Source organism: Micromonospora parastrephiae (assembly GCF_016802865.1).
Classification (GTDB): domain Bacteria; phylum Actinomycetota; class Actinomycetes; order Mycobacteriales; family Micromonosporaceae; genus Micromonospora; species Micromonospora parastrephiae.
Window position 1 is genome coordinate 1 of record NZ_JAEVHM010000019.1, and the last position, 22017, is coordinate 22017.

The window sequence follows — 22017 nt, forward strand, 5'->3', positions numbered from 1 at the left end:
GGGGTGGGGGCGGTTGCGTACGTTCTGGGGTTGGGCGGGTGGCGTTGTTGGCTCGGCGGCGTAGCGCCTCGGCGGTCGGTCGGGCCAGCAGCGGGGTCAGCAGTGCGGCGAAGAGGGCGCCGAGCAGTACGCCCGCGGCCACGTCGTGGGGGTAGTGCACGCCCACGAAGACCCGGGAGAAGGCGGCCAACGCGGCGAGCGGCAGCGCGATCAGGCCGAGTCGGCGGGAGAGCAGCAGTGTGGTGACCGCCACGGCGCCGGCGATGGTGGAGTGGTTGCTGGGGAACGACCAGTCACCGGGCGGTGGGCAGGCCGCGAGGATCGCCTGGCCGACCGTCCGGCATGGCCGATCCTCGTCCACCACGGTCTTGAGCCACTCGCTGCTCGCGTACGCCAGGAGGGTCGGCACGGGCGCGACCAGGGCGAGTGCGCGGTCGCGCGGGCCGCCGGACAGGCGGCTCAGCGCGGCCACCAGCAGCAGCGCGCCGAGCAGCAGGATCACCCCTTCGGTGGCGTGCCCCACGAACCACTGCAACGGGTCGGGGCTGCTGGCGGCGGCGTCGACGACGTCGCGGTACCACTCGGCGCTGATCCCAGGAACGTCCATGCTGCCGTTGTCGACCATGCATCACCTCACTAGATGTTCATACCCCGTTCACGATGGGGACATCGTAGGAACGCGGCAGAGGGCACCGCTTCAATCGAAGGTCAGGGTCGGTCCCGCGACCTCCGTCCAGCAACCGCACAGGCGCTTCTGCTTGGCTGGACAGGGACGTCGGCATCAACAGGAGGCTTTGTGCAGACCAGTTCCGCCACCGACCAACCGCCGCCCGCTGCCGGGGTGGTGGATGACGAGACCTGGCGGATCCGGCGTACGGCCGGGGACCTGGACCGGCTCGGCGAGACCGAGTCGATCTTCGCGTTGGGCAACGGGTGGGTGGGCTGGCGCGGTGTCCTCGACGAGGGTACGCCGTGTGGAATGCCGGGCAGCTACGTCAACGGCTTCCACGAGCGGCGCGAGCTGAGCTATCCCGAGGAGGGGTACGCCTTCCCTCAGGCCAGCGACACTGTCGTGAGCGCGCCGAACGCCGCGCTGATCCGGCTCTGGGTCGACGACGAGCCGCTGGACCTCCGGACCGGGACGCTGCGCAGCCACGAACGGGTGCTCGACCTGCGCGCGGGTGTGCTGCGCCGGGAAACCGAGTGGATCTCGCCGACCGGGCGGAGGGTGCTCGTCCGCAGCACCCGGCTGGTGTCCCTGCCCCGGCGTCCGGTCGCCGCCGTCCGGTACGAGGTGCAGCCGCTGGACGCGCCCGTCGAACTGCGGGTCTGCTCGGACCTGCTGGCCAACGAGAAGGTGCCGGAACGCTCCGACGACCCCCGGGCCGCTTCGGTGCTGACCGAGCCGCTAACCGGCGAAACGCACCGCGCGGACGGCCTTGACGGGGTGCTGGTGCACCGTACCGAGCGTAGCGGCCAGCGGGTCGCGGTGGCGGTCAGCCACCTGGTGGACGCCCCGGACACGGTGGCGGTCACCGGTGACGGCACCCCGGACCGGGTACGGCTGACGGTGGCGGGCCGGCTGCACCCGGGGGAGCGGCTGCGGCTGACGAAGTTCGCCGCGTACGAGTGCGCGACGGTCGACGGGACGCCCATCGACGAGCTGGCCGACCTGGTCGCCGCCGAGGCGGATGCGGCCCGCGCGGACGGCTTCGACGCTCTGCTCACCGACCAGCGGGCCGCCCTGGACGCGGCCTGGCAGGTCGCCGACGTGCAGCTCGACGGCGACCCGGAACTGCAGCAGGCGGTCCGGTTCGCGATGTTCCATTTGATCCAGGCCGGTCGCCCGGACGGTGACCGGACCATCTCGGCCAAGGGGTTGACCGGCAACGGCTACGACGGGCACGTGCTCTGGGACACCGAGAGCTACGTCCTGCCGGTGCTCACCTATCTGGCCCCGGCGGTGGCCCGCTCGGCGCTGAGCTGGCGGCACGCCCACCTGCCAGAGGCGCGGGAGCGGGCCGCGGAGCTGCGGCTGGCCGGTGCGACGTTCCCGTGGCGGACGATCGGCGGCCGGGAGTGCTCCGGCTACTGGCCGGCGGGCACCGCAGCGCTGCACGTCAACGCCGACATCGCCGACGCGGTGCTGCGCTACCTGGCGGCCACCGACGATCAGCGGTTCCTCGCCGAGGCGGGGCTGGAACTGCTCGTGGAGACCGCCCGGATGTGGCACGGCTTCGGCCACTGGTCCGATGCGGAGACCTTCCACCTGCACGGGGTGACCGGCCCGGACGAGTACGCGGCGCTGGTCGACGACAACCTGTTCACGAACCTGATGGCCCGGCGCAATCTGCGTGGGGCGGCGGACGCCGTCGAGCGCCTGCCCGAGCTGGCCGGTCGGCTCGGCGTGGACCGGGCGGAGGTGACCGGCTGGCGGGCCGCCGCCGACGCGATGTTCATCCCGTACGACCGGGAGCGCGGGGTGCACCAGCAGGCCGCCGGGTTCACCGAGCAGCCGGAGTGGGACTTCGCGAACACCGGCGAGGACGACTACCCGCTGCTGCTGCACTACCCGTATCTGGAGCTGTACCGCAAACAGGTGGTCAAGCAGGCCGACCTGGTGCTGGCCATGCAGCTCTGCCCCGGCGAGTTCACGGCCGACGAGAAGGCCCGCAACCTGGCCTACTACGAGCCCCGCACGGTCCGTGACTCGTCTCTGTCGGCGGCACCGCAGGCGGTGCTGGCCGCCGAGGTCGGGCACCTGGACCTGGCGTACGACCTGTTCGCCGAGTCGGTCCTCCAGGATCTGGAGGACCTGGGCGACAAGACCGCCGACGGGCTGCACCTGGCGTCGCTGGCCGGTGCGTGGTTGGCGCTGGTGCAGGGCTTCGGCGGGCTGCGCGACGACCGGGGGGTGCTCTCGTTCGACCCCCGGTTGCCCCGGCGGATCGAACGGCTGGCGTTCAGCCTGCGCTGGCGCGGCCACCGGCTGCGGGTGACGTTGACTCCGGCCGAGGCCCGCTACGAGCTGCCCGACAGCACCTCCGACGTCGAGGTCGAGCTGTGGCACCACGGCGAGTCGCTGCGGGTCACCGGCCTCGCGCCGGTCACCCGTCCGATGCCGCCGGTGTCCGACCCCGGGCCGGAGCCGGCATCCCCGCCCGGCCGCCGTCCCACCCGCCGTTCGGCGGGCTGACCTGTCGGCCTGCCGGCTCAGGTCGGCGCGGGGCCGCCCGCCATCCGCTCGCGGACGGCCTCCAGCGCCTCGAAGGCGTACGCCCAGTTGTGGCATTTGAAGCTGCGCAGGCCGTCGATCGCGGTGTGGCAGTCGGAGCACCGCACGCCGGCGATGGCATCGGGGACCTCGGTGTTGACGTACTTGCGTTCGCCCAGGATGACGGTCGCGATCATGGTCTTGTCGTGCAGGCCGGAGAGCGCCGACGAGACGATGTCGTACCAGGTGATCCGCCGTCCGCACTTCGGGCAGTCCGGGTCGTCGCCGCTGACCCACAGCGGGGCGCCGATGCTGCGTGGCGGCATGCCGAGCAGTTTCTCCAACCGCCGGACGTCCGACTCGGGGGTGGTCCACCGGTGCCGGCCGGGCAGCGAACCGGGCGAGTCGTACACGGCGCGGAACAGGTCGTTGTCGACCCGCACGGTTTCCCGCTGACTGGTCATCGGCGTCCCTCCTCGTTGAGTCGGTGCCCCCACGGTGATCTGCGATGACCATGGGCGCAGCCGGATCAACGACACGAGGGGTCGGCGGGTCGTCGGCCAGGGTGCTAGACATCGAGATCCGACCGCGCCGTCGAAGGGACACCTCGTGACCGACCAGCCGGCATCCGAAGCCACCGCCCGACCCAACGTCGCCCGGATGTACGACTACTTCCTGGGTGGCAGTCACAACTTCGCCGCCGACCGGGCCGCCGCGGAACGGGTGCTGGAGATCTTCCCGGAGACCGGGGTCGCCGCCCAGACCAACCGGCACTTCCTGCGCCGAGCGGTCCGGTACGCCGCCGCGCAGGGCGTACGCCAGTTCCTGGACATCGGCGCCGGGCTGCCCACCCAGGGCACCGTGCACGAGGTGGTGCGGACGGTGGCCCCGGACGCGCGGGTGGTCTACGTGGACTATGACGACGTGGCCGTCGCGTACGCCCGGCAGTTGTTGACGGACGTGCCCGGCACGGCGGTCGTCCAGGGCGACCTGCGCCGGCCCGACGACCTGCTGGCGCACCCGGACGTGCGGGCCACGCTCGACCTGGACCGGCCGGTGGCGGTGCTGCTCCTCGCGGTGCTGCATTTCGTGTCGAACGACGACGACCCGTGGGCGGCGGTCGCCCGACTGCGCGACGCGACCGTGCCCGGCAGTCACCTGGTGCTGTCCCACCTGACGTTGGATGGCATCCCACCGGAGCTGGCCGAGCGCGGGAAGGCCATCTACCGCAACAGCAGCGCGCCGCTGGTGCCCCGCACGCACGCCGAGACGTCGCGCTTCTTCACCGGGTACGACCTGGTGGAACCGGGCCTGGTGGAGACCACCCGGTGGCGGCCGGACGGCGAGCCGGAACTCGTGGACTCGCACGGCTACGCCGGGGTCGGCGTTCGCCGCTGACCCCGCTTTCGCCTCCGGCGGCCTTCCCGGGTGGTACGTCGGACGCCTGGACCACGCCGCCATCTTCTCCTACCGCCGCCGTGGATAACCTGACTAAAGTCAGGTGTATGGACTCTGCGCTGATCGCCGCCGTGCGGCGGTTCAACCGGACGGTCACCCAACGGGTGGGTGCGCTCGACGACGAGTACATGGCGCAGGGGCGCCCTCTGGGGCAGGCCCGTCTGCTCTGGGAGATCGGGCCCGCCGGGGCCGAGGTCGCCGCGCTACGCGCCCGGCTCGGCCTGGACTCGGGATACCTCAGCCGGCTCCTGCGCACCCTGGAGAACGACGGCCTCGTCACCGTCGGACCGGCCGACCGGGCCGGCGGCGACGCCCGGGTACGCACAGCGCAGCTCACCGACGCCGGCCGGACCGAATGGACCCAACTCGACCAGCGGTCCGACGACCTCGCCGCCTCGATCCTCGAACCCCTCACCGAACACCGCCGGGAACGACTCGTCGCCGCCATGGCCGAGGTCGAACGACTCCTGATCGGATCGATGGTCGTCATCGAGCCGTGCCCGCCGAACGATCCACGGGCCCGCGCGTGCCTGCGCGCGTACGCCCGGGACGTCGCACGACGATTCGATGACGGGTTCGACCCCGCGTTGAGCAACCCGGTCCACGACGAGGAACTCGTCCCACCCGCCGGGGTGCTCCTGCTCGCCACCCTCAACACCGAACCGATCGGCTGTGGTGCCGTCAAACTGCACCGCGACGCGCCCGCCGAGATCAAACGCGTCTGGGTCGCGGACACCGTACGCGGGCTCGGCATCGGGCGGCGGCTGTTGGGTGAGCTGGAACGGTACGCGGCCGAGCGCGGCGTGACCGCCGTGCGGCTGGACACCAACCGCAACCTCACCGAGGCGATCGCCCTGTACCGGGCGGCCGGTTACCGGGAGATCGAGGCGTACAACACCGAGCGCTACGCCCACCACTGGTTCGAGAAGCGGCTGGCGATGGTGACGGCACAGGGCTCGGGTCAGGTCTCGGGCGCGTCGATCCTTCGGGCCGACGGGCTACCGACGGAGGGGCTGTCGGCGTGGAAGTATCGACGGATGTTTGAGCGACTGTTCGCGGGGCGGTCGGAGCGCTGCCAGGGTTGCGGGATGCAGATCCCGCAGGGCGAGCGGAGCGACGTCGAGCGCAGAGTTACCACGCCGTGGTGCAGGTCCTGCCTGGATCTGCTCGCTGCGGAGAGGCGGAACAACGAGGAACGGAAGCGCAACGAAGCCCGGGACCTGGTCCGCCGTTGGCTGGACAACGCCCCACCGTACGAACCGACCCACCCGGCCCGGGACTCGCAGCGGCATGAGGCGCTCTGGGACCAGCACGTTCCGCGACGCGAGCCTCTGCTGCACGTCCTCGATTTCGACGACGCGCAGGACGCCCTGATGAAGCTGCGACTCGAAGGGTCCCAACTGCTTGACCGGGAGTGGCCCGCGCCCTTCCCGGGAAAGCGGCCGATGGGTCTCATCAGTTTCGAGGGTCGCGCGTCGCGTGAGTTCGACCGACTCGCCGCGGACCCCTACGCTGCTGTGCCCAGGCACCTCGACGCGTTGTACCGCACCACTCTGAGCGGATCTGCCACGAGCATGACGGCGCAGCAGATCACCTACTTCGGCAGCCTCTACCGCACCTGGGACCGCATCCACGTGGTGTGGGTCGAAGCGTTTCAGGAGATCGTCTACGGGTAGGTGTCGCCGGCTCGTCCCCGTGAGTTCGCTGGCCGTAGCACCCTCTGGCGTGGCCGAGCACCTGCGGAAGCTGTGTGAGTACTGGTAGTCAGGGGCAGCACGGCCGGTCGGTCAGCCCTTCACCGCTCCCGCGGTGAGCCCTTCGGTCAGGAAGCGCTGCCCGAGGGCGTACATGACCACCACGGGGATGCTGACGAGCAGCGACGCCGCAGCGAGTTGTCCCTGCGGCACGACGTCTCCGGCGATCATCGACTGCATCCCCACCGGGAGCGTCTTGTACTCGTCCTTCGTGATGAACACGAAGGCGAAGAGGAATTCGTTCCAGGCGTTGGTCAGGGTGAAGAGCGCGACCGCCAGCAGTCCCGGCTTGGCGAGGGGCAGCACCACCCGTCCGAACGCCTGGACGCGGCTGCAACCGTCGACCAGCGCGGCCTCCTCAAGCTCGACGGGGATCGACGAGAAGTACCCCACCAGCAGCCAGGTGGCGAACGGAAGCGTGAAGGTCGGGTACGTCACCACCAGAGACCACAACGAGTCGGTGAGCCGCGCGCCGATGAGCATCTGGTAGAGCGGGATGAACAGCAGCGCGCCCGGCATCACGTAGGTGAGCAGCACCGTGACGGTGAAGCCCTGCGCCCCGCGGAACCGCAGCCGGGCCAACGCGTAGCCCGCCAGGGCGGCGCAGACCAGTGCCACCGCGGTGGACGCCGCGGACACCAGCAGTGTGTTGAGATACCAGCGGCCGAACGGTTGGTTGGCGAACAGGGCCCCGAACTGCTCCAGGGTCCACGGCGTCGGCCACAGGTCGTCGGTACGCATGACGACCTGACCCTCGGATTTGAAGGCCGTGACGGCGATCCAGTACAGCGGGCCCAGCACGAAGAAGAGCAACCCGGCCAGCGCGACCCAGGACCCCAGGCCCGACACAAGGGACGACGACCGGCGACCGCCTCGCGACTGGAGGGTCGAGACCACCCGACCGACCGCCGCCGCGATCAGCAGGATCACCCCGAGGATCACCGCCGCCTTCCAGAAGATCTGTGGCGATGCCCAGGCCAGCAGCCCGGTGACCAGTGCGGCGACGACCCACGGCAGCGCCTTCCGCGCCGTCCCGGCCCACCGCCTCGTCCCGATCCACCGCGCTGCCCGGCGTCGTCGGGGAAGTTTGATGCTGCTGTCCTGGCGCAGCAACCGGACCAGGACGAACACCAGCCCGCCGATGACCGGCAGCATGACGAGCGTGACCGCAGCCCCCGCGCCGTACTGCAGTTGCAGGATCGCCTTCGAGTACGCGATGAGCACGTACGGCGCGGTCACGTCACCCGGGCCGCCCTGCGTCAGCAACCAGACGAGGTCGAAGTTGTTGAACGTCCAGATCGACGACAGGGTCACCGTCACGGTGATCACGTGGCGCAGTCCGGGCAGCGTCACGTGGGTGAACCGCTGCCACGACGAGGCGCCGTCGATGGTCGCCGCCTCGTAGAGGTCCGCCGGGATGGCCTTCAATCCCGCGAGGAAACACACGGTGAAGAACGGCACGCCCTTCCAGACGTTGACGAGGATCACCGAGGGCATGGCAAGGGACGGGTCGGACAGCCAGCCCGCGGGCCAGCTGTCGACCAGGTGCGCGCTGGCCAGCAGCGGCCCGATCCCGGTAGCGGTGAGCAGGGTGTTGACGCTGCCGAAGATCGGGTCGAGCAACGAGCGCCAACTGAACGCCGTCACCACCGTCGGCACCACCCACGGCACCAGCAGCAGCCCGGCCAGCACGGCCCGCCCACGGCGCCGATGGTGCAGCAGCAGGGCCGCGGACAGCCCCAGCACGACCTTGAACACCTCGGCGTACGCGGTGAAGACGAACGAGTTCACCACGCCGGTGTGGAACTGGTCGTCGCCGACGAGCGCGAGGTAGTTGTCCAGGCCGACGAAGACGGTGTCCTGCCCGTGCCGTTCGGTGGTGCTCGTGATGATCGACCGGGCGATCGGCACGAGGACGAGCCCGCCGACCAGCACGGCCATCGGCGCCAGGAACAGTGCCGCCAGTCGCCAGTCACGACCCAGCCGCCGCTGGACCGCAGTGAGGGAGCCGGGCCCCGGCGGCGGGGACTTCCTCGCCGCCGGGACCCGCGCAGGACGGACCGACTTCACTGCCGCAGCCCCTGCTGGTTGAAGATCTGCACCATCTTCGCGTGGGCGGCCGTCACGGCCTGCGCCGGCGCTGTGCCCTGCACGACCTGCTGCATCATGTCGGTGAGGACGTAGGCCGACCCCACCGCCTGCTGGCCCGCGCTGGCCTTCTGCGGGAAGGCCAGGCCGTTCTTCGTGTTCAGCGGCAGCGACAGTTCGGTGATCTTCCGCAGCATGGGGAACGCCGGGTCGCCGCTGGTGAAGAACGGGTCGGCGTCCCAGACCTTCTGCCAGGCGGGCATCACCAGGCCGGGTGCCTCCTTCGCCACCCCGAGCAGCGCGGGCGCGCTGACCAGGTACTGCGCCAGGAGCTTGGCGAGCGCCGGGTTCTTGGCGCCCTTGAAGATGACGAAGCCCTGCGACTGGCCGAGCAGCAGAGGGTTGTTGGTCGCCGGCCCGATGCAGTCGGAGAACACGTGGGTGTTCGCGTGCACCGGGTTCTTCTTGGTCCTGGAGTCCGCGTAGACGCTGAACTGGTTGCGGGTGTAACCGAGGATCCCGGCGAGCCAGTTCTCGTTGTTGCTGGTGTCGGTCCAGCTGGCGATTCCCGGCGGCAGCATCGGCTTGTACTTGGGATTGGTGTAGATGTCACCCAGGAAGGTCACCGCCTGCACCGTCTCGGGGGAGTCGAACGTGACCTTCCTGCCGTCGTTGGACGCGATCGACCCGCCGTAGGCGTTGATCAGCGCCTCGATCATCCCGTTGCCGTCACCGGACCGGTTCACCGTCATGCCCCAACCGAACCGGCGTTTCGTCGGATCGGAAATCTCCAGGCACAGATCCCGCAGTTCCTCCCAGCTGTAGATGTCCTTGGGGGAGATGCCCTTGTCCTGCATCCAGTCCTTGCGCAGGAACGACCCGATCCCGATGAAGTGGTACGGGATTGCGAACCACTTGCCGTCGAAGACGCAGTAGTTCTTGGCCTCAGCGCAGGGTTCGCCGTACTTGGCGGTCAGCGCCTGGACGACGTCCGTCACGTCCTCCAGGTCGCCCAAGGCCTGAAACTGCGCGACGAACCGTGAGTCGGTCATGAAGGCCAGGTCACGCGCCACCCCGCCCCTGACCTCCGCATGGATCTTGGCCACCACGTCACCGGCGTCGGCCTGGACCAGACTGTTCTCGATCTTCGTTCCGGTGGTGTCGGCGAACTTCTTGATCGAGCTGTCGAGGGCATCGTTCGCCGCCGTCGAGTACAGCTTCTGTGACAGCATCCCCATCGAGGAGCCCTTCATCGACGCGGCCGCGTCGACCAGCTCCTGCGGAACTTCCGGCTGCACCCTGGTGGGTGATCCGGAGTTGCCCCCACACGCGGCCAGACCGGCTGCGCCGAGCACCCCCACCCCGGTACCCAGAAAGCCGCGCCGGGACCACACTGGTCTGTCCTTCATGGACATTCGCCCCCTTCATCTCCCCGCACCACCGCACGCCAAGGGCGTACGTGACGAAAACCGGGATCCTCGTGCTTCAGGTGTGTCTCTGCGTCGGCGGCCACGGACACGTCGCCGCATCGATCAATGCGTTCGCATGCTCTTCGTAGGAGTTGGTGAGGTTGCCACGGTGGCGACGGCCCGCCCTTGCCGCCGTTCGCCGTCGGTCGTCCTTCACACACGCTTTGTCTTGGCGATATCCGGACGCTGGTCCAGATGCCGCGTGTTTCTCCGCGATGCCGTCAACCGCACAGGTTCGGTCGACGTGTCCCGAGCCTCCGGCGAACCTCACGAGAGATTCCGCGTGCTGCTCGCCGGTAGCGCGACGACGTCGGGGCGATCGGCGACCGGGCCGAGAGAGCGGCGCTGACCTTCCAGTCCGGTCGGGTCACGGGCCCCCGCCGTTCGAGATTTCGAACCGAGTTCGAGATGCCGTGTCGAGTGGACGCGACGCTAGAGCAACGCCGTGAGAGATGTCAATGTTTCGATGTTATTTCGGCCGAAACGGCGAGCGGCTATCGCGGCTGCGCCCGGTAGCCCATGCGGGCGGACAGCGTGGCCGCGCCCTCGCGAACCAGCCCGGTCCACTCGACGTGCACCTGGGGGGTCCAGCGAATGATCGGCGCGGACAGGCTCATCGCGGCGATGGTCGCGCCGGAATGGTCGCGGACCGGCGCGGCGACGCAGCGCATGGCGCTGTCAGACTCCCCGATGTCGACCGCGATGCTCTCCACCCGGACACGTTCGAGGTGTGCGCGTAGGCGGTCCGGGTCGGTGATGCTGTCCGGCGTCATGCCCGGCAGGTCGCCCTTCGTCAGGACGGCGTCCAAGCTCGCCTGATCGAGGCCCGACAGCAGTATCTTGCCGACCGCCGTGCAGTGGGCCGGCAGCCGCCGCCCGACCGCAGAGACCATCCGGACGGGATGCGTGCTGTCGAACTTGACGAGGTAGATGACGTTGGCGCCATCGAGCACGGCAACGTGGACCGCCTCGTCGCACGCGGCGGCCACGTCCCGTGCGACGCTCTGCGCCTCGCGGACCAGGTCAAGCCGGCCGGCGAACGCCGCACCGAGCTGGAACAGCGGCATGCCGAGCCGATACCGCACCGGCTGGCCCGGTACGGAGATCAGGTACGAGCGAGCCTCGAGCGTGACGAGCAGTTCGTGGACGGTGGTGCGGGGTAGGTCGAGCCGCTCCATCACCTGGCGGGCCGACAGTTGGGAGTGGTCCAGGAACAGTTCGAGGATGTCGAGTGCGCGGATGACCGCCGATACCACACGGGGCATGTCGATAGTCCCTTCCAAATGCCGGACCCGTGTCAATGATCTCCACACGGGCCAGCACCTGAAGAGGATAGCTACGTCAACGTCACGCGCGCTCACATCCGTTCGGGGGTGCGGATGCCGAGCAGGTACAGGCCCTGCTGAAGCACCCGGCCGGTCAGGTCGCAGAGCACCAGCCGGCTCTCCCGGACCGGCCCGTCGACCCGCAGCACCGGGCAGCGCTCGTAGTACGCGCTGAACGTGGCGGCCAACCGGTACAGGTAGCCGGCGAGGTGGTGGAACTCCAGGTTCTCCGCCACCTCGCCGACCACCCTGCCGAAGCCGACCAGCTCGAAGGCGAGCGCCCGCTCCGCCGGCTCGGCCAGCGAGATCGCCGCGTCCGGGCGGGCCGCCACTCCGGCCCGCCGGAAGATGGACCGGATCCGGGAGTACGCGTACTGGAGGTAGGGCGCGGTGTTGCCGTCCAACGACAGCATCCGGTCCCAGTCGAGCACGTAGTCCTTGTGCCGGTCACTGGACAGATCCGCGTACTTGATGGCACCGATGCCGACCGCCCGGCCCACCTCGGCCGATTCCGCCTCGCCCAGCTCCGGGTTCCGCTTTCGGGTCAGCGCGGTGGCCCGCGCGATCGCCTCCTCCAGCAGCCCGACCAACTTCACCGACTCACCGGCCCGGCTGCGCAGCATCCGCCCGTCCGACCCGAGGATGGAGCCGAACCCGACGTGCTCGGCCCGGGCCGGAGGGAACAGCCAGCCGGCCTGCGCGGCGACGGCGTACACCATCTCGAAATGCCGCCGCTGCGGCAGCCCGACCACGTAGAGCAGCCGGGTCGCGCCCAGCGTGCCGGTCCGATGGCGGATCGCCGCCAGGTCGGTCGCCGAGTAGCCGTACCCGCCGTCGGACTTGCGCACGATCAGCGGCAGCGGCTCGCCGTCCCGGCCCACGGAGTCGGGCGGGAACACGCAGGACGCCCCGTCGCTCTCCCGCAGCAGACCGAGCCGGTCCAGGTCCTCGACCACCGGGCCGAGCAGGTCGTTGTAGCTGCTCTCGCCGTGGAAGTCACGCTCGGTGAGGGTGACGTCGAGCCTGTCGTACACGGTCGTGAAGTACCGCTCGGACTGCCGCACCAGCAGCCGCCACAGCCGCAGCGTCGCCGGATCACCGCCCTGCAGGGCCACCACCCGCCGCCGGGACCGCTCACGGAACGCCTCGTCGGCGTCGAACGTGGCCCGGGCCGCCTTGTAGAACGAGTCCAGGTCACCCATGGACAGCTCCTGCGCCGCCTCGGCCTCACCCAGGTCGACCAGGTGCTCGATCAGCATTCCGAACGGGGTGCCCCAGTCACCCAGGTGATTGGCCCGCAGCACCCGGTGCCCCAGCCACTCCAGCAGTCGGGCCGCCGCGTCGCCGATCACCGTCGACCGCAGGTGACCGACGTGCATCTCCTTCGCCACGTTCGGCGCCGAATAGTCGATCACCACGGTCTCCGGCTCGACGGTCACCGGCACACCCAGCCGCGGGTCGGCGGCGAGCGCGCGAACAAGCCCGGCCAGGGCCTCGTCGGCGACGGTCAGGTTGAGAAAGCCCGGCCCGGACACCTCCGCGACGCTGCACACGTCGGCCACCTCGGCGTACTCCAGCACCTCGGCGGCGACGGCACGCGGCGGCCGGCCGAGCCGCCGGGCCAGGGCCAGCGCCGCGTCGGACTGAAAGTCCGCGCGCTGAGACCGCCGCACGACCGGGTCCACCGGTGCGCCGGCCACCGTCGCGAACGCCGGCGCCAGCCGGTCGGTGAGCAGTTTCTCCAGATCCATGGGTACGCCGATCTCGCTCGGATCCGCCGCTCTCGGATCACCGGAAGGGGATGCGGGCGGACCGAGGACGATCGGCGATGACCGGCGGCTCGATCCGCCGGTCGCAGGTGAGGAATGCTCAGCGCGGGCGGTCGCAGGACCGCCGGCGTCGCAGCGCGCCGAACAGGACGTCGGGGGACGCCGTCGGGAACGCGTGCGAGCTGGACATGGCAGCAGCCTAACCTGCCGACCCCGGGGCCGTGCAACGCCATGGACCCCCCGATCGACAGCGCCGCCGCACGGGCCGTTCCGAGTCGCGATGTGGCTGGGAAAAGGCTGGACGGGATGAGGTTCGGGCTTGTAACTTGCAGCCGACCGTGACACCACCCGAGGAGGTGAGACCCATGAACGTTGTATCGATGTGGGCGCTTCCCCTTCCTGCCACGGCCGGGCGATTGACGTAGGTGTCGCCGGGAGCGCCTCGCCAACACGGCACTCCCGAAAGGCAACACCTGTGCACTCTCTGCAATCCGCGCCGTCGTCGAACGACACGGTCGAGCGCGACTCCACCGCGGGCGACGTCCCCGGACTCCCATCGCCGGCCTCCGGCACCGAGCGCGCGCCCCGCACGTTCGACGTGATCATCGCCGGGTGCGGGCCGACCGGTGCGATGCTGGCCGCCGAGCTGCGGCTGCACGACGTGCGGGTACTCGTGCTGGAGAAGGACACCGAGCCCGTGTCGTTCGTTCGCATAGTCGGGCTGCACATTCGCAGTCTCGAGCTGATGGCGATGCGCGGGCTGCTGGAGCGCATTCTCGAACGCGGAAGACAGCGCCCGGCCGGCGGTTTCTTCGCCGCCATCAACAAACCCGCGCCCGAGGACCTGGATTCCGCGCACGCCTATCTGGTGGGCATCCCGCAGCCGGTCATTGTTCACCTGCTCGAAGAACACGCGACCGCACTGGGTGCGCAGATCCGGCGCGGCTGCGCGGTGACCGATTTCGAGCAGGACGACGACGGTGTGACCGTCGTGCTGGCCGACGGGGAACAGCTGCGTACGCGCTATCTCGTCGGCTGTGACGGCGGGCGCAGTACGATCCGCAAACTGCTCGGCGTCGGCTTCCCCGGCGAGCCCTCGCGGAGCGAGACGCTGATGGGTGAGATGGAAGTGGGCGCGCCGCAGGAGGAGATCGCCGCCAAGGTGGCCGAGATCAGCGAGACCCACGAACGGTTCTGGCTCCGGCCCGCAGGCGTTGGGGTCTACAGCGTCGTCGTCCCCGCCGAGGGAGTCAGCGACCGCGCGAAGCCGCCCACCCTCGATGACTTCAGACAACGGTTGCGCGCCGTCGCCGGAACCGATTTCGGAGTCCACTCCCCGCGCTGGTTGTCCCGCTTCGGGGATGCCACACGGCTCGCCGAACGTTACCGGGTCGGGCGGGTGCTGCTGGCCGGCGATGCGGCACACATCCATCCACCCATCGGCGGACAGGGCCTGAACCTGGGCGTTCAGGACGCATTCAACCTCGGCTGGAAACTGGCCGCACAGGTCCGCGGCTGGGCGCCGGTGACACTGCTGGACACCTACCAGGCCGAACGTCATCCGGTGGCCGAGGACGTGCTGGACAACACCCGCGCCCAGATGGCACTGCTGTCCACCGACCCGGGCGCGCAGGCCGTGCGCAGGCTGCTCACCGAACTGATGGACTTCGACGAGGTGAACCGCCATCTGATCGAGAAGATCACCGCGATCGGCGTGCGCTACGACTTCGGCGCGGGCCCCGACCTGCTCGGCCGCCGCCTGCGTGACATCGACCTGAAACAGGGCCACCTCTACGGTCTGCTGCGTCGCGGCCGCGGCCTGCTGCTGGACCGCACCGAACGCCTCACCGTCGACGGCTGGTCGGACCGGGTCGACCACCTCGCGGATCGGAGTGCCGCACTGGACGTTCCGTGCGTCCTGCTACGTCCCGACGGCCACGTCGCCTGGATCGGCGACGATCAGCAGGACCTGGACGACCACCTCTCCCGCTGGTTCGGCGAGCCCGCCAACTGAATTCGGCTGAGCGACCGGACATGAACGCAGTCGAGCACGTGGGGCGCCCTCGCCACCTGGCAGGGCCAGCCCCACACCAGCGGGCCTGCGGCGGTGGTCGCCGTGGTCCTGGCGGTCACGGGCCTGGTGACGTACGCCATCCTCGGACCCGCCCGGCGCGAGTGAGTTCAGACGGTAACGGCGGCCATCTGGGTGCACGAGTCGGCGCACCGGCGGCACTGCTCGGCGCAGCGCATCATCTGTTCGTCTCCGCTGAACTGCGCGCAGTCCACCGCGCACGCCTGGCAGATCTGAGCACAGATACGCGATATCTCCGCGTTGTACCGCGACCCGCGCCCCATGAACGCCGCCGCCGTCCGGCATATCTCCGCGCAGTCCACCATCAGCTTGATGTGCTCGGCCTCGGTGTGCCGGCCACCTTGACGCAGGCAGTAGGCCAACGTCTCTTCGCAAATCCGCGAACACTCCAACGCGTCGGTTATCGCCCGATCCATCACGTCCTTGGTCATGCCTTGCGCCGCCATCTCAAAACCGACCTTCCTCACGCACGTCTGGTCAACGCTGCGCGTACCCGGCCCCGGGCTCGGCTAAGCGGGGTAAGGATTCTCATCGGGCCCAGCCGAGCGACCGGTGATGCCCGCGGGCGGGTGGGTCGCCCCACCCGGCCCGCGTCGGACCCGTCCTGGAAGCCGGCCCCGGAAGGCTGGCGATGGTGGGTGCCGGTCTGGGACTGACCGTCTCAGTGCTTCTTGAACACCGGCATGGTGTCCAGCGTGGTGGTGATGTTCTGCGTGGTGCCGCCCCGATACGTCTTCCCGGTGAAGATGTCGGTCCAGCTGTTGCCCGGCGGGAACCACACCGACGTCGTGGCGGTGTCGCCGGGCGTCGTCACGGGTGCCACCAGGTAGTCCGGGCCGTAGAGGTACTCGGAACCGGCAGTGGCGTACGCGGCCTGCTCATGCGGGTATGCCAGGTACATCGAGCGGACGATGGGCGTACCCGTGCGAGTGGCCTCCTGAGCAGCGGCGTAGGTGTACGGCAGCAGCTTCTCCCGCAGGTTCAGGAACTTCTTGGCCGACGCGTTCGCCACCGGGCCGTACTGCCAGGGCAGCCGGTCGCTGTGGTTGGAGTGCAGCCGGTCGATCGGCTGGAACGTACCGAACTGGACCCACCGGGCGTAGAGGTCGTCGGGCAGTTTCGTGCTGTCCGGTTCGCTGCCCGGCTGCTGCAGGCCGCCCGTGTGCCCGCCGATGTCGTGGCTGACCGCGGCCAGCCCGGTCGCGGCCGACTCGCCCGGCGTGTAGCCGACCTCCATCTGCAGGGTCTGCCAGTCGGAGGTGGTGTCGCCGGTGAAATGCAGCGTGGTGCGCTTGTCGGCCCACGGTCCGGTCGGTACCGGGGTCGGGCTGCCGTAACCGCCGGCCTGCAACGAGCCGTACGCCCGGGAGAACGCGAAACCGGTCTTGTCGGCGTACTGCTGGTTGATCCATGCGTCCGGAGTCACACCGGCGAGCGAGGACTTCGAGTTGTCGCAGCACCAGTCCATCCACCAGAGGTCCGGGCCCTTGCTGCCCTTCGGCACCATCCCGTCGTGGAGCTGCATGTACGCCTTGAGCTGGTCCGGGTCGCCGAAGTCGAACGCGTAGCAGTCGGCGCCGCCGTTGCAGCCGACGCGTTGCAGCTTGCCCTTCGCGGTGGCCTGCGCCTGCGCGAACTTCGGGTCCGAGCCCAGGATGCTCGGGTGGATGTTGATGCCGGTGTGCAGGTCCTGCTTCCTGGCCCAGTCGAAGAACGCCTTCGGGTCGGGAATCCGGGTGGGGTCGATGCTCCAGCCGTTCCACCTGTCCGGCGCCTTCACGTCGGTGTCGAGGACAAGCACATCCATCGGCACACCCTCGGCCCTGGCCCGGGCCACGATGTTCTGGAAGTCGGTCGCGGTGCGGTCGTAGTACTCGGAGTACCACACCCCGTACGCCCACCTCGGCAGCAGCTTCGTGGGCCCGGTCAGGGTCGACAGGTCCTTCAAACCGCGGGTGAAGTCCTGCCCGTACGCGAAGACGTAGCCGTCCTGCTCGGCGGCGGGCCGGGGCTTGGTGGTGCTCAGGGCCGAGGCCGAGTCGTCGAGCAGGTACCAGCCGTCCTGGTAGAGCAGACCCGGAGAGGTGGGCGCGGAACCGGTCACGCCGTCCAGGCCCCGGCGGTAGCCGCCGAGCGGCGCGTGCGGGGCGAGCAGCGGGGAGCCCGCCCTCGTGACGGCGACCGTGTCCACGTTGATGTTGCAGCTGGCATCCGTGGGGCAACCCAGGGTCACGGTGTTGGTGCCGCGGTTGAGGTGGACCGGAACGGAAACCGTGTTCCAGTAGTCCCATCCGCTGGTGGGCGGCAGGGTCGCCGTGACCGGTGCCGCCGTTCCCGCGGTGACCGACATGGTGCGCGTCTGGCTCGGCTGGGAGCCGGCCTGCCCGTTGGCGTAGCGGATCTGCATCTGATAGTCACCCGTGGACGGAACATCCGTCACGGTGAGCGCGTCGGCGGACGTGGTGCTTTCCAGACCGGCCAGGAATCCCGTACCGGAAGCGCCGTTGTGGTCGTTCGCGGGCCTCGCGCCGCCGGTCAGCGCGCCGGTCTCCGCCTCGCCCAGCGTGCCGAACCGCAGGGGCTGCGGCTGAGGCGCGGCCGGTGCCGGGAACGGATCGCCCGGGTTGACCATCGCAAGGCTGTCGATGTTCACATTGCCGGAGTCGTTGGGACCGCGCACGACGCTGATCTCGTGCCGGCCCGCGGTGAGGTCGACCGGCACGCTGGCCAGGCCCCAGGTGTCCCAGTTCGCGGTGGGCGGCAGCGTCAGCGTGCGGCCACCGTCCCCGTCGACCTGAACCGTCAGGGTGCGGGCCACGGTCTGACCGTCGCCGCCGGCGCTGTTGGCGTAGCGGACGGTGAGCTGCTTCGTGCCGTTCTCTGGAGCGTCGAGCGCGAACTTGACGGAGTCGCCGGACGAGGTGAAACCGGCCGCGAAGCCGCGTCCGGTGTATCCCCGGTGGTCGGTGGCCACGCCGGGGCCGCTCAGCTGCAGCGATTCGGCCTCGCAGAGCGCGCCGAACGTGCAGTCCGGAGCACTCTTGCCGGCCCAGGGACTGCCCTGCACAGTCTGCTTGCCGGTCTTCAGCTGCACGGTGAGGTTGTCGGCGGTGAACGCGCCCGAGCCGACCTGGTAACGCAACGTCATCGCACCGGTGTCGATGGTGAGCCAACCGTGATCGATGCGCTTCGTGAAACGCGTACGGGGGAAGTCATCGCGCCCGATGGCGTTGAACGTGGCGGCGTCGGTGAACCTGCCGTCCTTCTGGTACTCGGTGCGGATCAGGGTCGGGGACAGCACTTCGAAACGTGCGTCGCCCGAGCGAACGGCTTGGTCTTTCGCCTGGTTGTGGCCGGCCTGGGCCGGCGCGGACGGAGCGAGTATCAACCCCGTGATGAGAATGCCGGTCGCGGCGGCTGATGTCGCGCGACGGCGTGAACTCCGATAGAGCAAGATGCGCTCCTCGTCTCATATGGAGGAAATGAGTCGATGACAACGCTGTCACTTGACCGAAACACATGTCAACGGACCTTGGAGGGTGTCCCATCTCTCTTCCGGCGGCGGTCGTACTCGTCCGGCAGGCGCAACGCTGGCCCGCTCGACGTGCGGGTCGAGGCCCGCCAGCTCCTGAAGTCGGCCCGCGGCGGCGACGAGGCCGGGGTCCGGCGGATCACCGTCCGGCGGCCTGCCCCGCACTCCTGGCCGATCTGGATGTGCACCTCGAATGGCGATGCAGATCGTTCGGTACGCGCAGATCGCCATCACCAGGGAGATCCAGATGGTGGTGTCCTCGGGGGCGCCCGCGATGCCCTCACGCGGCTCGGCAGCGCGGTCCGTAGGTCACGGCGGCGCAGTCTCTTGCGGTGCGGTGCGGTGCGACATCGGAAGGCACGGTTCTGACCCGTCGCGGCTCCTGCGGTCGCTCGCGTTGCTGTGCTTCCGTGCTGTACGTCGATCACTCCGGCCGCCTGCAGCCTAAGATGTTGCCTTGCGCGTTCGCGGGGAGACGACATGCCTGAAGACATCAATGCGGCAAGCCTGATTGCTCTGGCTGATCGCCTACGAGCCAAACCGGCCCAAAGCCATGAACGTCTCGAGCTGGTCACCAGCTGCGAAGGTTTGCCGTGGCTCGGCCGAGTCCCGGCTGCCACCGAGTCGTGCATCAAGATTCTCGCCCAGACTGACCCGAAGACCCGCTCAATGCCTTGCGAGCTCGGTATCTCCTCGATGGAGGTGCCCAGTGCCCTGACCACCTTCCGCCGTTGGTGGCCAAAGGCGGTCATCGCCATGGGCGATCCCGGGCAGCCCGATCCGCGGAAACCATCGAAGCCCGGCATCGTGCAGTGGCGATTCGACGGTGTCAACGCGTCGCCGGCGTTGAACCCGCCGAGCACCGCTGGTTCTGCCGCTATCGCAGCTCACTTTGCCGGCCTGCCGTGGGCGCCACCGCCGATGATGTATGACGCGGCCGGTCCGCTTGCAGACATTGAGGCAGAGGACCTGCTGGCCAGCATGGTTCATCCGCCGCAGATGCCGGCAGGCCGATGGGATCGCCTGCCAGGCTTGTGGGAGCGCTACATCCAGGCGTGGTGCTGCGTGGGGCTGCTGCATCATCGACCGGAGCAACCGTGGCCGACATCGACCAGGCGACAAATGTTGATCGAGCTGGCCTATGGTGTCGAGGACTGGATTACCGAAGCCGCGCTCTATGCGCTAATCACCGCAGCTTGGGTGGACCCAGCATGCCGCTCAGACGTCGCCGGGTTGGTCGAGACCAGATACCTGATGATGCGTAAAGCGGCCGAAACCAGACCACTCACAATTGGCGTTTCCGTGGCGCAGTTGGTTTACATAACCCCAGGCATGCCGAACGAAACACTTAACCATGCAGTGGATCTGACCGCTGCATCCCAGGAGTGGCCAGGCAATGGAAGCGTCTCGCTTGGCAGACCACCCGCGCCACCGCCGCAGCAAAGGTCGCTGTTGGACAGGCTTCGTCGCCGTTGACAGACGCCAGGGCCAACCGAGCCCGAGCCGCGTACACGGCTGTTCACGAGGTGGGATCCGGCCGGCAGTGGAGCGCCAAGTCATAAAAGCTGGTCCGGAGCTATGTTCACTGCAGCTCCCGACCTTCGAGTGGGCCGCCAGGGACTCGAACCCTGAACCTATGGATTGCCGGCGGGGCGGCCGGGTCGGGAGCGATGCGAGGTCATCCGGCTTGCTGACGCGTTTCTCGGCCTGGTTCGGCTGGCACGGTTGCTGTACTTCGCTGCTGTACTGCTGGCATCAGATGAGGCGTTGGATGCGGACCTTGGGGGGCTCGTTCCTCAGGTGGCTGTGCTTGTGTTGGCGGACCTGTTCGTCCCAGACCTCCTGGTCGTAGTCGGGGTCCGGTGGGATCCACTTGTGGGAGCCGTCGCTGTAGTGGAACTTCTCGTCGCCGGGTCGCAGGATGCTCATCGGGTCCAGCCGAGGAAGCGGTGATGCAGGTGGCCGGCGGGGACGTGGGTCAAATCCTGGGTGGCGTGGACGAGCTGCGCGGCGAGGTAGAGGGCTAGTGACACCGGGGCGCGGTCGTACTCCGCTCGCAGCTCTCGGTGGCGGGTGTGACAGGGCCAGTCGGCACCGCAGCCGCCGCAGGTCCAGGCCGGCGTGATCGGGAGGTGGTTCGTCACTTCGGCTCCCCCCGTTCGGTCGGCGGTTCCGATGACGAAGCGGATAGCCGGCCGTCCTCCGAGGGCCAGTGACCCCGGTTGATCGGGATTCGATGCCTCGTATGGCAGGGCAACTCGCCCCCGCATCGGCAGACCTTCCGCCATCGCTGCCATGACCAGACCGGCCGGTGCCGCCATGCCAGGGTTAGCGCGACGGCCATTAAGTACTCCTCGTACGACACGCGAGGCACCAGGTCTCCCCTCGGGCGTTCTTCGATCTCACGGCAGGTGGGGAAGGTCGCTGGCTGTTGTTCCAGCTCATGTCACCGTAACGACGTAGGACTGTAGATACAATAAGATGTAGAACTGTTGGACACGTAGCGTCACATTTGTGATCGACCCCAGCGCGGATCGTGCCGTGTTCCGGCAGCTCGCAGATCTCCTGCGAGACCGGATCGCGTCTGGCGACCTCGCGCCCGGGGCCTCGCTTCCCAGCGAGCTGCGGTTGGCTCAGGAGTACGGGCTGAGCCGCACGAGCGTCCGACAAGCGGTAGCGCTACTCCGGTCGGAAGGGCTCGTGATCGTGGAACCACCGCGCGGCACGTTCGTTCGCGCCGACGAGCCGACCGAAACGGTGACCCTCCTCAAGGGCGACACCGCCACCGCTCGGATGCCCACCCCCGCCGAACGGCGCGAGCTGGAGATCGGTGAGGGCATCCCGGTAATCGTGATCTTCCGGGCCGACGGCTCACGCGAGGTATACGCCGCCGTCCGCATCCGCGTCGGCCGCTGACCCCTGCCGCAGCCGTCAGCGACCCCTGTCGGGGGGAGCCTGGTCGGCGTTGTCGGCGAGTACCAGCGGGCGTCTCTTTTTGTGGTCCGCCCTCGGTGTCGCGCCGTCTTCGGCCATTGGTGTCGGTTGCGCGTCACTGCGTGTGCTGACATCCTGCTGACTCGGGGTCGGTACGCAGGGCGAGACCGGCGCTTGCTAATCGACCGAACGAGTCACTGAACGCCACGCGTCGAGCGCCCACGCGAGGTCGGTGGTGTCTGCGCTGACGAAGACCGTTTTTCCAAGTACATCGCGTCAGTGAAGCTGTAGCCGTAGAGGGTGTACTCCCACCCTGCGGGCCCACGATAGTGCGCAGATCCGCGCACCCGGGACAGCCAGAACCCGACTGGCTGCTGGGAAT

The 22017-nt window shown here is 69.0% G+C and carries 16 protein-coding genes; 6 read left to right on the forward strand and 10 right to left on the reverse strand.

Translation table 11 applies throughout. The features are described from left to right. A partial coding sequence (locus JNW91_RS06660) for a phosphatase PAP2 family protein (RefSeq protein WP_203174039.1) occupies positions 1 to 625 on the reverse strand: 625 nt, incomplete at its 3' end. 171 nt (positions 626 to 796) lie between these two features. Between JNW91_RS06660 and JNW91_RS06665 the strand changes: the two genes are divergently transcribed. Next, complete coding sequence (locus tag JNW91_RS06665; protein WP_203174040.1) at positions 797 to 3196, forward strand: glycoside hydrolase family 65 protein; 2400 nt, start codon at positions 797 to 799, stop codon at positions 3194 to 3196. A gap of 17 nt (positions 3197 to 3213) precedes the next feature. On the opposite strand, the gene JNW91_RS06670 is transcribed toward JNW91_RS06665, so the two are convergent. After that, positions 3214 to 3678, reverse strand: a complete 465-nt coding sequence (locus JNW91_RS06670) for a hypothetical protein (RefSeq protein WP_203174041.1) — start codon at positions 3676 to 3678, stop codon at positions 3214 to 3216. Positions 3679 to 3823: 145 nt separating this feature from the next. Between JNW91_RS06670 and JNW91_RS06675 the strand changes: the two genes are divergently transcribed. Continuing rightward, a complete protein-coding gene (locus tag JNW91_RS06675; RefSeq protein WP_203174042.1) occupies positions 3824 to 4612 on the forward strand; it encodes an SAM-dependent methyltransferase in 789 nt (262 codons plus the stop codon). A gap of 107 nt (positions 4613 to 4719) precedes the next feature. After that, positions 4720 to 6348, forward strand: a complete 1629-nt coding sequence (locus JNW91_RS32000) for a GNAT family N-acetyltransferase (protein WP_238424494.1) — start codon at positions 4720 to 4722, stop codon at positions 6346 to 6348. Between the two features lie 111 nt (positions 6349 to 6459). On the opposite strand, the gene JNW91_RS06685 is transcribed toward JNW91_RS32000, so the two are convergent. The 4 genes from JNW91_RS06685 to argS form a co-directional block, all read right to left on the reverse strand. After that, on the reverse strand, positions 6460 to 8367 hold the full coding sequence (locus JNW91_RS06685) for an ABC transporter permease (RefSeq protein WP_238424495.1): 1908 nt from the start codon (positions 8365 to 8367) through the stop codon (positions 6460 to 6462). 125 nt (positions 8368 to 8492) lie between these two features. Then, complete coding sequence (locus tag JNW91_RS06690; protein WP_203174044.1) at positions 8493 to 9923, reverse strand: extracellular solute-binding protein; 1431 nt, start codon at positions 9921 to 9923, stop codon at positions 8493 to 8495. A gap of 554 nt (positions 9924 to 10477) precedes the next feature. After that, on the reverse strand, positions 10478 to 11248 hold the full coding sequence (locus JNW91_RS06695) for an IclR family transcriptional regulator (RefSeq protein WP_203174045.1): 771 nt from the start codon (positions 11246 to 11248) through the stop codon (positions 10478 to 10480). Between the two features lie 92 nt (positions 11249 to 11340). Further along, a complete protein-coding gene (gene argS, locus JNW91_RS06700) occupies positions 11341 to 13059 on the reverse strand; it encodes an arginine--tRNA ligase (RefSeq protein ID WP_203174046.1) in 1719 nt (572 codons plus the stop codon). A 616-nt stretch (positions 13060 to 13675) separates the two neighbouring features. Between argS and rox the strand changes: the two genes are divergently transcribed. Continuing rightward, the gene (gene rox, locus JNW91_RS06705; RefSeq protein WP_309244261.1) at positions 13676 to 15091 is read left to right on the forward strand and encodes a rifampin monooxygenase; all 1416 of its coding nucleotides are present in this window, start codon (positions 13676 to 13678) and stop codon (positions 15089 to 15091) included. 167 nt (positions 15092 to 15258) lie between these two features. On the opposite strand, the gene JNW91_RS06710 is transcribed toward rox, so the two are convergent. Further along, positions 15259 to 15636, reverse strand: a complete 378-nt coding sequence (locus JNW91_RS06710) for a four-helix bundle copper-binding protein (RefSeq protein ID WP_203174047.1) — start codon at positions 15634 to 15636, stop codon at positions 15259 to 15261. Positions 15637 to 15830: 194 nt separating this feature from the next. Further along, entirely contained in the window at positions 15831 to 18470 is a 2640-nt protein-coding gene (locus JNW91_RS06715) for a TIM-barrel domain-containing protein (RefSeq protein ID WP_309244262.1), read from the reverse strand. Positions 18471 to 19181: 711 nt separating this feature from the next. On the opposite strand from JNW91_RS06715, the gene JNW91_RS06720 reads away from it, so the two are divergent. Continuing rightward, positions 19182 to 20177 (forward strand): hypothetical protein, encoded by a 996-nt coding sequence (locus JNW91_RS06720; protein ID WP_203174049.1) that lies wholly within the window; start codon positions 19182 to 19184, stop codon positions 20175 to 20177. A gap of 279 nt (positions 20178 to 20456) precedes the next feature. Here JNW91_RS06720 and JNW91_RS06725 read toward each other — a convergent pair whose 3' ends face one another. Both JNW91_RS06725 and JNW91_RS06730 read right to left on the reverse strand, forming a co-directional pair. After that, positions 20457 to 20630: a hypothetical protein gene (locus JNW91_RS06725; RefSeq protein ID WP_203174050.1), complete on the reverse strand. Its 174-nt coding sequence runs from the start codon at positions 20628 to 20630 to the stop codon at positions 20457 to 20459. Further along, on the reverse strand, positions 20627 to 20845 hold the full coding sequence (locus tag JNW91_RS06730; RefSeq protein ID WP_203174051.1) for a flavin reductase: 219 nt from the start codon (positions 20843 to 20845) through the stop codon (positions 20627 to 20629). Before JNW91_RS06730 ends, JNW91_RS06725 begins: the two co-directional genes overlap by 4 nt. Before the next feature lie 370 nt (positions 20846 to 21215). Between JNW91_RS06730 and JNW91_RS06735 the strand changes: the two genes are divergently transcribed. Next, positions 21216 to 21617 (forward strand): GntR family transcriptional regulator, encoded by a 402-nt coding sequence (locus tag JNW91_RS06735; protein ID WP_203174052.1) that lies wholly within the window; start codon positions 21216 to 21218, stop codon positions 21615 to 21617. Positions 21618 to 22017 lie beyond the last annotated feature (400 nt).

Excerpts from the sequence above, each read along its gene's own strand:
- JNW91_RS06670 (WP_203174041.1), bottom strand. The coding sequence starts at position 3,678 with ATGACCAGTCAGCGGGAAACCGTGCGGGTCGACAACGACCTGTTCCGC.
- JNW91_RS32000 (WP_238424494.1), top strand. The coding sequence starts at position 4,720 with ATGGACTCTGCGCTGATCGCCGCCGTGCGGCGGTTCAACCGGACGGTC.
- JNW91_RS06685 (WP_238424495.1), bottom strand. The coding sequence starts at position 8,367 with ATGGCCGTGCTGGTCGGCGGGCTCGTCCTCGTGCCGATCGCCCGGTCG.
- JNW91_RS06690 (WP_203174044.1), bottom strand. The coding sequence starts at position 9,923 with ATGAAGGACAGACCAGTGTGGTCCCGGCGCGGCTTTCTGGGTACCGGG.
- JNW91_RS06695 (WP_203174045.1), bottom strand. The coding sequence starts at position 11,248 with ATGCCCCGTGTGGTATCGGCGGTCATCCGCGCACTCGACATCCTCGAA.
- argS (WP_203174046.1), bottom strand. The coding sequence starts at position 13,059 with ATGGATCTGGAGAAACTGCTCACCGACCGGCTGGCGCCGGCGTTCGCG.
- JNW91_RS06720 (WP_203174049.1), top strand. The coding sequence starts at position 19,182 with ATGCCTGAAGACATCAATGCGGCAAGCCTGATTGCTCTGGCTGATCGC.
- JNW91_RS06725 (WP_203174050.1), bottom strand. The coding sequence starts at position 20,630 with ATGAGCATCCTGCGACCCGGCGACGAGAAGTTCCACTACAGCGACGGC.